Source organism: Elusimicrobiota bacterium (assembly GCA_016218575.1).
Taxonomy (GTDB): domain Bacteria; phylum Elusimicrobiota; class Elusimicrobia; order UBA1565; family UBA9628; genus JACRDN01.
The window spans coordinates 34,210-46,144 of the sequence record JACRDN010000008.1; the positions used below are offsets into that span (position 1 = coordinate 34,210).

Here is an 11,935-nt window from a genome sequence, read left to right on the forward strand (position 1 = left end):
TATACTCCCCCCGCCGCCTCCTACAGCCTCTCCAGGACGTTCAGCCAGCGCGGGTAGAAATCCTCCAGGCTCGGGTAGCGCTCCCGAGAGGCCTCGTACTCCTCAAGGCCCTTCAACACCGGACCCAGGAAGGCGTAGCCCGAGCGCAGGTAGGCCCGTTCGATTTCCTCGGCCGCCCCGGCTCCCTCTTTTTGCCTGAGCAGGCGGCAGCTGGGTGCCAGGACCAGATGCTCGGAAAAGCAGTCGAGCCACCCCGACCTGCGCGCGTGCCCGGAGATCCGGGCATGAAGCCGCGAGAAATTTCCGATTCGTTCGGCGTATTTTTCCGCCCAAGCGTCCATGACCGCGTGGGAGAGCTCGTGCCAGGCCTTGGCTTGGAAGAGCGGCCTTGAGACCGGGCTGATCCCGTCCCAGAGCCCCGCCTCCGGGTCCGACGGGCAGATGACGGTCCAGCTCTCGGCTCTTCCGCCCGGCCTTTGCGCCTGGTCGCTGTAGGAGGTCCTGAAGGCCAGGGGCGAGACCATCACGATGAAGTCCGCCTTGACCTCGACTCCAAGGTAGCATGAAAGGCCGGCCGAATAATCTTCTCCCGCGAGGGCCTCCCTCACGGGAGCCGCCCAGCGCGACAGGCGCTCGCGCCACGGGTCGAAGAACTCCAGGAAGCGGGAGCGCTCCGCCAAGGAGCGCAGGGCGCCGAGAAGAGCCGCGTCCCTGCCGTTGGGACCCGGAACCGCCGCCCACTCGAGCCTGGGCAAGGCAGAGGCCTTGAGAAGGGTTCCGGCCACCTGAAACCAACGGAAGGCCGCTGGCTCCTGCAGCGATCCGCGAACCGCGGCCAAGGCGGGGTCCCCGGAGAACGCCGCGAATCTCCTGCGCGACTCCCGCGCGTACTCGAGGACGTCGGGGGAGGACTTCTCCAAAAAAGCCGGCAAGGGGCCGGGTTCGATAAGTCCTTGAACCGCAGCCAAAAGCTCGATGCGCGCGTCCACGGAGACGATGGGCCTGGCCTTGAGCCTCAGGGCTTCCTTAAAAGAAGCCAAGGCCTCGTCCAAGCGCCCGGCTTGGCGAAGGTTGGCGCCGCGCAAGGCCAGAAGTGCCGCGGCCGCCTCGCGCGCATCCTCCCGAAGAAGCTGAGCAGGCAAGGGCAGGCTCTCCCAGACTCGGCCGGCTACTTCCGGGCCGGCCTCGTCTATGAGCTCGCCGTAGGTCCCTCGCCAATATTGGGGCGAGACGCTGATTTTCTCGTAGTATTGGCGCAGGTCCTCCTCCTGGCCTACGGCATCGCCTTGGCGTCCCCGGAGGGCCGCCCGGGCCTTCAACAGCTCCCCGTTTCCGGGGCCGATCTTGAGGCCTTCATCGTACGAGGCCAAAGCCTCGTTGGAGCGCCCCAGGGCTTCCAGGGCCCGGCCGATGAAGAAATGTATCTCGGGAAAACGGTCATTAAGTTCGGCGGAGCGCTTGAAATCCACCAGGGCCGGCTCGGGCCGGCCCCGCTCCAGCCTCAGGCATCCCCGCCAAAGGAAGGCCTGCGGATAATCGGGGCGCTCGGCCGCGGCTTGATCCAGGTCTTTCTCGGCTTGGTCGAGATCCCCGAGTCGGCGCGCCGACTCCCCCCGCCAAGCCAACGCCCAGGCGCGCCGCTTGCCGAGCTCGCCCGAAAGGGCGCGCTCCAGGTCCTGGCGCGCCCCGGCGAAATCGCCCAGCTTGAGGCGCGTCTGCCCCCGCCAGGCCCGCGCCCAGACGGCCTCCGGGTGCTCGGCAAGGCACCCATCGAGAAGTCCGTTCGCCTCCAGCAGGGCCTTTTCATCCTTGGGCATCTTGCCCTGGACCCACTCGCAGGTGGGGTTGAGGTCGCAGGCGCGGTTGACGTCCTCGACCGCGCCCAGGATGTCTCCCAGGCGGCGGCGAATCAGGCTTCTCTTGAGGAAGGCCCATTCCTCCTGCTGCGAGAGCTCGATGGCCTTGTCGAGATCGTCCAGGGCCTCGTCCAAGCGCCCGAGCCGGGCCTGGCAGACGCCGTGGCCGATGTAGGCCCAATCGTAATTCTGACGGCAGGCGATGGCCTTGTCGAAATCCGAGACCGCGGCCTCCAGGCGCCCCAGCTTTTCCTGGGCCTGGCCGCGCAGTTTGTAGTACTCGGCGCATTCCGGGGCCAGGCCCACGGCCCGGTCGAGGCTTTCCACCGCATCGGCGAAACGCCCAAGGGCGCCCAAGGCGGTCGCCAGCCAAAAGTGCCCCTGAGGCTCCTCCGGGTGGAGCGCGATCCCGCGCGAGATTTCCGCCGCCGCGTCCTCGTAGCGGTTGGCCACCCGCTTGACGAAACCCCGGAATATCATCAACGCTCCGCATCTGGGATGCGCCAGGAGCGCCTCGTCCAGGGGCCTTAAATTCTCCGCCGCGGTCTTGTAGCGGACGATGCCGGTCCTGGCCTTCTTCAGCGTTTCGTGGACCCGACGCGCGGCCTTGGCCGCGTCTTTGGGCATGAGCTTAATGATGCGCTCGGCCCCCTGCTCGGAGTTCTGGACCGAGGCCCGGGAGAAAATTTTCATGGGGAAGCGGCGAGGGCCTTCATCTCGTCCACGAGCCTCGGGAAGAAGGATTGGAAGTTGGGATAACGCGCCTTTTGGATCTCGAACTCGACCAATCGGGAGGCCAGAGCCTTCACGTAGGCTTGCGCCGGAGACTGCGGGAGGGGTATATCCCGGCCCAGGAGGCGCTTGCTTATGCGCAGGCTCAGCGCGGAAATGACCAAGTGCTTGGCGCAGGCCTCCCAGGAGGGCGGGCAATCCCGGGCCGCCGGCCCGTAAAGGGCCGAGAGCCCCTTGATCTTCTCCTCCGAGTCGACAAATCCCCATTCCACGGGGATATACAAGGGCTTATAGCCGTCTCCGTCCTGGAAGAAATCGCCGAGGCCGAAATAAGGCCGACCGTCCCGGATATTCGGCAGGCCGTGAATGGTGAAAACCGAGAAAGGCCCCTTGCCCTTTCTTCCCGGGCCCTGGTAGGGGTAGGGCCATATGAAGGAAGTGAAGCGGCTGCGGCTGTAGAGAAGGGGAAGGATGACGGTCATGCGGCAGTCAAGATCCTGGCGCAGGTATGATTGCATCAAGGCCAAATAGTCCGTCCCGTCCAGCTCCTGGCGGGCCAAGCTCTCGTAGCGCGCGTAGCCCCTGGAATGCTCGCGGTAAAATTCCATGAACTTGGAGGCCCTGGCGAAATCGCGCATTTCCACGAGGAAGCTCTCGACCGCTCCGATTCCTCCGAGCGACTCAATGAAGCCCTGGGGGAGTCTGGCGCGCGGAACCTTCCAGGCCAGGACCGGGGGCTCGGTTAAAAAGAAAAAAATGATGCCGAAGGCCTCCTCGCTCGGGCGCCTCGAGGCCGCGGCCGCATAGGCCTTCACGGCGGGATGCGAGCGAAAAGCCGCGAAGCGCTTTCGAACCAAGGACGGCTCCGGATAGATTCCCTCCGACGACTCCCCCAGCCCCGCTAGGCGCTGGACCGCGCCCAGAAGCTCGAAGCGGGGATCGACGGCGACGGAGAGATTCGAGCTCCCCCAGGCCGCGCCGGAGCGCGCCAGGAGAAGAAAAAGGGTCACTTTCCGGCGCAGGCCCAAAGCTCGTCCTCCGTGAACTTAAGCTCCGAAACCCTGCGATTGAGGAGGAGAAACGAGAGCAAGGAGGAATGCCCGGCGAACGGCGCTGAAATGTCGAGAGCAAGGAAGGAGGGCCAGGACAGGGGCTCGGCGAAGCGAACAGCCCACCAATCCGCCGAGCGCGCCATGCTCGCGACCGGATGCAGGCGGTGGAGGGCCGCGAAGGCCGCCTTGAGCTCCGGGTGACCCATCATCCCGGGAGAGAAGGCGCGGTCTTGGCCGGCGGACTTGGCGGAAAGAACGGACCCCGAAACAAAACGGTCCGCGGCTGGGTCCCATACGAGCTCGAGCCAAGGAAAACCTGGCGCGGGGGCGCAGCACCTGGGGCCCATTTTGGAGAGCCCCAGGACCCGGGCGGCAGCGGCAGACCAGGAGGCGTAATTCTCCGATCCGCCTCCATAGCGAAAGCCCAGTTTTTTTGCCGGCCCGATGCTCGACAGCATCAGCTCCCAAGAGCCCTCACGGCAAACCTCGTCCAATCGTCCGAGGAAAGCCTTCAACTCCCCGCATTCCAGCGCCGGAAAGGATTCAAGGAGGGCTCTCAGCCACTCGTCTCGCTCGACCCGGTTCAAGCCGCCGCCTCCACGGAGAGCGGCGCGGCCGCCGCCGCGCTCCCTCCAGGGCTCAAGAACGGCGCGCGGCCCACTTTGTCCTCGAACTCCGCGCTCTTGTGGAATCCCGTGTCGAACAAGGAGTGCTCCTTGCGGTGCTTCAAGCAGTTTTCCCGGGCCTCATCCACCAGGGCCGGTGGAAACCACTGCATGCCGTGGAACAGGAACCCTAGCTCCCTCCACATCCCCAGGAGGAATTCCCGGCCGAATTCGGTAAAGGCCCCGTAGAAAGCCAGCGAGCGCAAGGCCGTTTCGACCTGGAAGAGGCGTTGGGCCACGTTGAGCATGGAGTCCACCGATGCCTTCTCTCGATAGGAAGTGTTCGAAACCGCGCTTAGAAGATATCCGGCCACGTTCAGGAAGGCGTGCGCCCCCAGGAGAAGCCCGCGCAGGCGGCGGGCGTCCGGCCTCCACGGGGAATAGAAAACCTGACCGCCCTGTCCCGGCAGAAGCAGGGGCTCGGCCACGAGGAGCTGATTTATTTTTTGGTGGCAGAACTCATGGATCAAGGTCTCGGCCTGGAGCAGGGGATCACCCGAATGCGACAGGCAGATGGCCCCGCGCAAATTCACGTAGGAGGAGCTGACACTGCCAAAACCCATCGAGTTCTCAAGCGGTATGATCACTCGAACCATGTCCCGAAATTCCCCGAAAAGGCCCGGAGCTCGGGCTTCCATGTCGGAAAGGGCCTTTCGCAGCGCCGCGCAAAACCGCTCGCGCGCCTCCCCCTCCGGATGGGCCAGGCCGTGCATGGTCACCCCATGGGCGATAAGCCAGGCCCGATCCTCAAATTCAATGCCGGGAAGGATCTCCTCGCAAGGGCGGGCGGTCTTGCCACCCGCCTCGAGCCGGCCCTTTCCAAGGGCAAGCGGCACCGTCTTGCCGGCCGCGGAGGCGGGATAATCCAGGCGCAGGGGGCTGCCGTACAATGCGAGCCGGCCGGAGGGATCCACCAGGCCCTCCAGGCGCAGGGAGGCGCCCCGCTTCAAAGCCAAGGCGGCCGCGAATCCCTGGAACAATCCGAAGTGCAGGCTCCAATCCTCCGGTCCGCGGGGAGCGGCGGCGAAGTGCTTATCCCATAGAAAGAGCCAATAATCCAGGGCCGGGTGGGAGAGGATGGCGTCGCGCTCGGGGCCGGAGCTTTCGATGACGTAGGAAAGCCCGCGCAGGTAGGCGCGTTTAAAGGCCGCGGGCGGAGCCCTTCTGGGATAGTCCTTGGCCGCGGCCTTGAGCCCGGCCAGGGCCTCGCGGGTCCGGCGCCGGAAAATCCATTTCCATTCCGGAGTGATTCCACCCCCGTAAATCCAGGATTTCTCGTTGAGCCTCATAGGATCAGGGACAGGACGTGGCGCCCAAGAAGGCATGTTATAAAATAACCCAGGAAAATCCAATGCGAGAAAGCCATGGTCGTGGCCAACGGCACGGTCTCGATGCCGTGAGAGGCACACCAGGCCTTGAGCGCTACCACCTGCTCCTCGGTCAAGCCGTCGGCGTAAGGCGCGGAGAAATGCTCCGCGTGGAAGTCCTCGTCCTGCGCGAGCTGGGAGAGAAAGCTGTGGTGAAGCACCATGTAGGAAAGGATCTTGTCCCTGGGAATGTCGGGATGGTCCTCGTTGTCCCAAGCCCGCACGAAGGTCCAGGTGAGCCCGAAAAAAACGCCGAGACACGCCAACGGAAGGAATTGGAGGGCCCAGGCCAAAACCGGCCCGGCTCCTAAAAATGAGGAGAAGCGGGAGGCAAGCCCCCGGGGGATCAGCCCCATCAGAAGCCCCACGAAGGGCAAGGCCAGCATGAGGACCTGGCCCGCCATCAAGCCCACCGTCCATTTGATCCCAAGCTGGAGAAACAACGAGAAAACCGCCAACGCCCCAAAAGCCCTCCACAGCTCCGGACCCAGGAACTCCGGGCGCCGGATCGCGAGGAATACGATGAGGAAGACGGCCGGAATCCAGCCGTAAGTCCGCCCTATGAGGGAGCGCAGGCGGTTGGCCAGGTAGAGGACCGCAAAACAAAACAGGGTCCTCAGGAGCGCCGATCCCAGGAAATCCTTGACCGCGCAGGAAAGCGCGGCCATGACGACCATGGAGAGCACCCAGCCGCAGGCCTTGAGGAGCACCGCCCCGGGGTTTTGGCGGGCCCAGGCGCAGTCCTCCCGGGCCTCGCCTAGAGCGCCGAGCAGGACTTCCCGGGATTTCTCCCGGACGTAGCCGAGCCACCGCCGCAGGCCCATCTGGGCCCAGAACTCCTTGATGTGCCTGAGCCTCGTCCTCCAGACATGGCGCGCGGCCTGAAGAAAAATCGCAGCACAGGCCGGCAGGAAGATATTGATCAGCACCGAAAGGAAGAGCCATCCGGACTGGAAGGAGGAGGAGACCTTCATCATGGGGTAGACCGCGGCCAGGAAGAGGAAGAGCTTCGTGTCGCCGGCCGGCCATATCCTGGCCCACCACAGGGCCATGGCCGCGACGGCCGTGCTGGCGAGATACCCCCCCAGGTCCGAGTAGAAATTCCAATGGTAATAGACGGAGACAAGCCCCCTCTCTCCCAAGGCCGTGCTCGCCAGCATCAGGGCGTAGCAGACCAGAGCGAATTTCAGGCCGAAGGCCAGATGCCGGTGGCGTATCTTGCGCTGCTTGTAGTCCGAGGCCGCCACCAGGCCCCACAGGCCGAGGAAAATAGCCCAGGATAGGGCTTGGATCGCCGAAAGGAGGAAGCCGTTCTTGAACGCCATCAGGCCCCCCGCACTCGCCTCAAGAGTTCGATGATCCTGGGATAGAAATCGGCCAGGCAAGGATATCGCCCGCGCGCGGCCTCATACTCCTTGAGGATCTCGTAAACCGGGCCGATCAAGGCGAAGCCTTCCTTTTTCTCCCGGGAAAGGCAAAGCAGGCCCTCCTCCTCCCCGCGCCTGGCCGCGGCCAGGCGCGCGGTGATGGCGCGGATCACGTGCTCATCGACCATGTGAAGCCAGCCGGGCGGCCCCTGGTATTTGTTCTTGGCGGTGCCGCTCATCAGGGCGTAAAGGCCGGAGAGGGGCTCCAAGGCTCCGCGGTGCGACTGCGTGACGCGGTCCACCAAAGTATGGCAGACCTCGTGCCAGGCGTTGATCAAGATGTCGGGCTTAAGCTCCGCCCGGGGGCGGCCGTTTTCCACGCGGCTGTGCCCGGAGATGGTGTAGATATCCCAGGAGCCGTCCGCCCCAGGGTGGAGCACATTGTGCATGGCCCAGCCGTGATACAGGGGCGAGAGGATGAAATGATAGCGCACGGTCGAGCGCATCCCCAAATAATCGAAGACCGGAGCCTCTATATCCAACCGGTTCAGCGACTCCCGCAACGGCTCGAGCAGCGATTCGTAAAAGGGCCTCTCACTATCGAAAAATTTCTGGAAGCCCCCCTCCCGGCAGAATGCGCGCAGCGCGGGCAGAAGCCGGCTCACCGGATCCTGGCCGGCCTGGCGGCCGTAGTGGCCCGCGGAAACGGACACCTCGAGGGCGGGAGGCGGGCTGAAGTCCAGGATAACCAAGGCGGGGTGGCGGTGCCTCCAATCTCCCGGCCCCATGGCGCCAAAAAGCCGGCAGGCCTCGTGCTCTCGTCCGAGCGCGGAGGCGCGTTCCCAATACCCACTCGGGCCGCAGGCGGCGCAGGGTCCAGCCTCGGCCAGGCCTTCCAAAACCGCCACCAGCTCCACTTTGGGGTCTACCTCCAAAACCGCCGGCATCAGAGCGCCCTTCCGGCCGGCCGGGCCCTGTCCGCCGCGGCCCGTAAGGCGTCGAGGAGGCGCCGGCCCCGCGGCCCCAGGGCCGCGGCGGATAGGCCCCGCGCCAAGGCCAGGGCCTTTCGCGAGAATCCAGCGCGGAAAGCCGCCTCCACCAGCGCCAGGCGGCCCTCCGCCTCCAGGCCCGAGCGCGGCCGCCACAGGACGGGAAGCGTCCAGCGCGTCCAGAGGCAGAAAATCGCCGCGGACTCCGGGTGCCTGCGGCAGGCCGACAAGACCTCTTGGGCGCATCCCGAGAAATTTCCCAAGGCCCACAGGGCCGCCGCCCGGCCGAGGCGCACGGGGATGTATGACGGGCGCAGGGCAAGCGCCCGGTCGGCCTCGACCAAGGCGCGCTCGAAATCCCCCGTCCCGCGGCAGGCATCGCTCGCCCAAGCGCGAGCCAGGAACGAGTCGGGGGAAAGCTCCAAGGACTGGTCGAGGACGGCCAGAGCCTCCCGCGCGCGCCCGGCCATGAGGCGCGAGCGCCCCAGCCAAGCCAGGGCCAAGGCCCTGCGCCGCGGCTCCCGGTCGGCCACGGAGCGCAGCTTAGCCTCGCTCAGCACCACGAGGCCTCCTCCTGGGATGGACCGCAAGGCTGGGACGGCTTTCTTGAGCCGCTTCCAGTCCCGCGGGCCGGGAGGGCGCGCGCGCATGCGCGATCGCTCGGCCGAGAACGCCTCGGCCGCTGGATCGCGGACCAGCCAGTCGAGGGCGCTGTGGAGCAGGGCGTCCGAGAATGAAAGCTCGACGCAGAGCGCTATATCCTCGAGCGGCCGGCCGGAGTCCGAACCTTCCCACTCGAGGAAAGCGCGGCGCCGGTAAAAAGAGGGCCGGGGCAAAGCCTCCAGGCATTTCGACATGTCCGCCGCCGCGCCCGCCAAGTCGCCCGACTCCTCCCTAAGCATGGAGCGCCAGGCGAAGGCGAGCCTGTACTCTGGATCCAAGGAAACCGCGAGGTCCAGATCCTCCAGGGCCTCCTTTTTGCGGCCTAGGCGCTTGAGCACCTCGGCTCTCCAAGCGCGGATCCAGCCCGACTCGGGCTCGAGCGCCGCGGCCCGATCCATCTGCGCTAGGCCCTCTCTTGGGTCCTCCAAGGGACTGGCCTCGGGGCGCTGGCCGCTCAGCGCCCGCCCCAAAAAAGCTCTGACCCAGGCCCTGCCGGGCTCTCCTTCCAGCGCCCGGCGCAAAGGCGCGATTTGGAGGTCGCTGGCTCCCAGGATCGCGGCTCGGATCGCGCAAGCCCAAGAGGCCGAGGCCTCTTGGGCTGAGAGTGTGTCCAGGCCTTGCAGAAGGATCTGGTTTTCCAGCCCCTTCTCCATAGGTCCCCTCATCCCGAAAGCCAGGTAGAGTATCCTTACGAAGCCGTCCAAATTCTCCGGATGGAGGGTGATCGCCCGATGCGCGTCCTCCACTGCCGCGGCCCGGTCTCCCATTCTCCATGCGGAGCTCGCCCTCAAGGAATAGATGCCCGGGCAGCGCGGGTGGCTCTTGGCCACCCGCGAGAAATCCCGCCGGGCTCCGTCCGGATCATGCTCGCGCTCCCGGAGCATCCCCCGCGCGATCAGGGCGCAGGCAAGCTCCGGAGCGAGCTCGACGGCCTTATCGAGGCAAACCGCGGCCGGGCTGTTTCGGCCCAAGGAGAAAAGCGCGAAGCCTTTCCATAAATGAAAGGGACCGGCTCCGGGATCGAGCTCCAAGGCCTTATCGAAATCCTCGGCGAAGCCGGCCGAGCCGGCGCTGGCCTTAAGCTCCCCGCGGAAGGCGTAGGCTGTCGCGAGCTTCGGATCGAGGGCCGCGGCCCTGTCAAGGTCCGAGAGCGCTCCCGTCGCGTCCCCAAGGATGCGGCGCACCCTGCCCCGCGCCGCCAGCGCGCGCGCGGAGGGCGGAGAGTCGCCCTCCGCGGAGAGAAGAAAGAGGGCCTTTTCGTAGACTTGCCTCCTGTAGCGGCCGTGCTCGGGCAGAAAAAACTCCCGAAGGAATCGGATGTCTCCCGCGACCGCCGGACAGTCCCATAGGAGGTCGAGCCACTTCTGGCCCTCCAGCAGAGCGAGGGCCTTGTCGAGCCTCATTTGCGCAGCCCGGCCTGTATCTGCCGCCGACGCGACCACCAGGAAGGAGCCGCGCGCAGAGCCTCCTCATAATCGCGCCGCGCGTTCTTGAACTGCTTCAAGCCTTCCCAAAGAGCGGCCCTGGTCGAGAGGGCCTCGGCCAACAGCAACGAGCCCGGCCCTTGGGGCCGGGCGAGCGCTATGGCCCGGCCGGCGCTTTCCATGGCCTCTGCCGAGCGGCCGAGGCGCTGCAATGCCACGCTGCAGTTAAGATGCGCCTCCGCGTCCCCTGGCGCTGCGTCGCGCACGCGCATGAAATCCTTGAGCGCCTCCGCCGCCTCGCCGCGCAGGAACAGCCAGACCCCGCGGGCCTTGAGCTCTGAAACCGAAAGCTTCTCGCCCGCGGCGGCCGAGGGTGGGGACAGGGGAGGAACCGGCTCACGGGAGGCGCGCGCGCCCTTGCGGCACTCCGAGTTGGCGGGTTCGACCGCGTAAGCCTCGGAAGGCCGCGGCGGCCGCGGCACGGCCTTGCCGTGAATTTCCTTGGCCCGCGCCAGCTCCGCGAAGGCTTCCAAGAGCTCGGGGTAGAAGTCATTCAAGGTGGGATAGAGGTCGCGCCGGGCTTCGTAATCGGCCAGCCTGTCGATGACGACCTGCAGGTAAGGCAGTTTTTCCTCCTGCTCGGCCGTGGGGTGCCAGACATCCTCCTTCGTCCTGCCGGCGCGCTTGGCCCAGGCCAGCATGCGCCAGGCGACACCCTGCGCCACGTGCTCGCGCAGGCACTGAGCCCAGAACCCGTAGCAGTGATCGGCGACGGGCGCAAATAGAGCGCTCGTCGCCTGCACCTCTGCCGGGAAATCCCGCAGGCGCCGGTCGAGCAAAGTATGGGAAAGCTCGTGCCAGAGGTCCCAGCGCCGGTTCCAAAACTGGAATTGTGGTATCCCGGAACGGATCTCCGTGGGGCCGAGCGTGGCGAAAATAGAATGACCGGCCTTCCCGTCCTCCGAGCATTCGATATGATTCATGTTCCCCTCCTGCCGCGGACCGCGCAAAGGGCAGAGCATCATCGAATAGCGGGCGCGCACCTCAAGGCCGGAATACTCCTCAAGCATGGAGGCATAGTCCCGGTCCTTCATCTCCGAGACGACCTCGCCCACCAAACTCCGGTACAGGGGGCGGTGGGAGTTGAAGAATTCCATGAAGCGGCAGTCTCGGGCGAAGGCCTTGAGGAGCGAGACGAGCCTTTCCACCTCGGAGGGAAGCTCGTGCTTAGTCGCCAACTCCGGAGGATCGCCCAAGTCCAGCATCATCCGTTGGGCGCCCACGGCGTCCAAGCCCGCGAGCCTGGCGCGCCGGTACGCCTCGACCGCCGGATGTCCCCGGAGCCTCCAGAAACGCCTCCGGACCTCGCGGGCATAGTCCGAGTCGTTTAGGGCAAAGCCGTCGAGACCCGGAACCTCTCCGGCCAGGACGTGGACGACGGCCAAGAGCTCGATGCGGGGGTCGAGGCTCACCGACGGGTATGGAAACGACCTCTCCCCGGCTACGGCCGAGGAGCAAAACCAAGCCAACACGGCGATAAGCATCTTCATTGGGTCCCTCCAGGCGCTAAGGCCCTGTCAAGTAATAATATGATCAATTTGGCCGAGCGCTTTTGGAGCGAGACAAGGAGCAAGGAGCGAGCATACCCGCAGCGGTATGTGAGCGACGAGCGACGCAGGCGCAGCCCAAAAGCGCTCGGCCCCTTCGGGGAAGCCCGAGCTTGGCCGATTTCTTCGTTGCTCCTCGGTCACATAGCTACCGCTATGCTCCCTCGTCGCGCCTCGAACTCGCCTCAAGCTCGGGCCTCCAAATTGATCATA

General features: G+C 65.6%; 8 protein-coding genes. All 8 read right to left on the reverse strand.

What is annotated here, in order from left to right; translation table 11 throughout:
• Positions 1-20 precede the first annotated feature (20 nt).
• The 8 genes from HY921_02320 to HY921_02355 are packed head-to-tail and all read right to left on the reverse strand — an operon-like array spanning position 21 to position 11,665.
• Positions 21-2,549 (reverse strand): DUF4932 domain-containing protein, encoded by a 2,529-nt coding sequence (locus HY921_02320; GenBank protein ID MBI5629701.1) that lies wholly within the window; start codon positions 2,547-2,549, stop codon positions 21-23.
• On the reverse strand, positions 2,546-3,616 hold the full coding sequence (locus HY921_02325; protein ID MBI5629702.1) for a DUF4932 domain-containing protein: 1,071 nt from the start codon (positions 3,614-3,616) through the stop codon (positions 2,546-2,548). Before HY921_02325 ends, HY921_02320 begins: the two co-directional genes overlap by 4 nt.
• Positions 3,595-4,227: a hypothetical protein gene (locus HY921_02330; GenBank protein ID MBI5629703.1), complete on the reverse strand. Its 633-nt coding sequence runs from the start codon at positions 4,225-4,227 to the stop codon at positions 3,595-3,597. The genes HY921_02325 and HY921_02330 overlap by 22 nt, the downstream gene beginning before the upstream one ends.
• Complete coding sequence (locus HY921_02335) at positions 4,224-5,594, reverse strand: hypothetical protein (GenBank protein MBI5629704.1); 1,371 nt, start codon at positions 5,592-5,594, stop codon at positions 4,224-4,226. The genes HY921_02330 and HY921_02335 overlap by 4 nt, the downstream gene beginning before the upstream one ends.
• Positions 5,591-6,997 (reverse strand): hypothetical protein, encoded by a 1,407-nt coding sequence (locus HY921_02340; protein ID MBI5629705.1) that lies wholly within the window; start codon positions 6,995-6,997, stop codon positions 5,591-5,593. The genes HY921_02335 and HY921_02340 overlap by 4 nt, the downstream gene beginning before the upstream one ends.
• Positions 6,997-7,986, reverse strand: coding sequence for a DUF4932 domain-containing protein (locus tag HY921_02345; protein MBI5629706.1), 990 nt, complete (start codon positions 7,984-7,986; stop codon positions 6,997-6,999). The genes HY921_02340 and HY921_02345 overlap by 1 nt, the downstream gene beginning before the upstream one ends.
• A complete protein-coding gene (locus HY921_02350) occupies positions 7,986-10,094 on the reverse strand; it encodes a tetratricopeptide repeat protein (protein ID MBI5629707.1) in 2,109 nt (702 codons plus the stop codon). The genes HY921_02345 and HY921_02350 overlap by 1 nt, the downstream gene beginning before the upstream one ends.
• On the reverse strand, positions 10,091-11,665 hold the full coding sequence (locus HY921_02355) for a DUF4932 domain-containing protein (GenBank protein MBI5629708.1): 1,575 nt from the start codon (positions 11,663-11,665) through the stop codon (positions 10,091-10,093). The genes HY921_02350 and HY921_02355 overlap by 4 nt, the downstream gene beginning before the upstream one ends.
• Between the last annotated feature and the right edge of the window lie 270 nt (positions 11,666-11,935).

What these genes read in the sequence shown, in the direction of transcription:
- HY921_02320 (MBI5629701.1), bottom strand. Translation starts at nt 2,549, where the DNA reads ATGAAAATTTTCTCCCGGGCCTCGGTCCAGAACTCCGAGCAGGGGGCC.
- HY921_02335 (MBI5629704.1), bottom strand. Translation starts at nt 5,594, where the DNA reads ATGAGGCTCAACGAGAAATCCTGGATTTACGGGGGTGGAATCACTCCG.
- HY921_02340 (MBI5629705.1), bottom strand. Translation starts at nt 6,997, where the DNA reads ATGGCGTTCAAGAACGGCTTCCTCCTTTCGGCGATCCAAGCCCTATCC.
- HY921_02345 (MBI5629706.1), bottom strand. Translation starts at nt 7,986, where the DNA reads ATGCCGGCGGTTTTGGAGGTAGACCCCAAAGTGGAGCTGGTGGCGGTT.
- HY921_02350 (MBI5629707.1), bottom strand. Translation starts at nt 10,094, where the DNA reads ATGAGGCTCGACAAGGCCCTCGCTCTGCTGGAGGGCCAGAAGTGGCTC.
- HY921_02355 (MBI5629708.1), bottom strand. Translation starts at nt 11,665, where the DNA reads ATGAAGATGCTTATCGCCGTGTTGGCTTGGTTTTGCTCCTCGGCCGTA.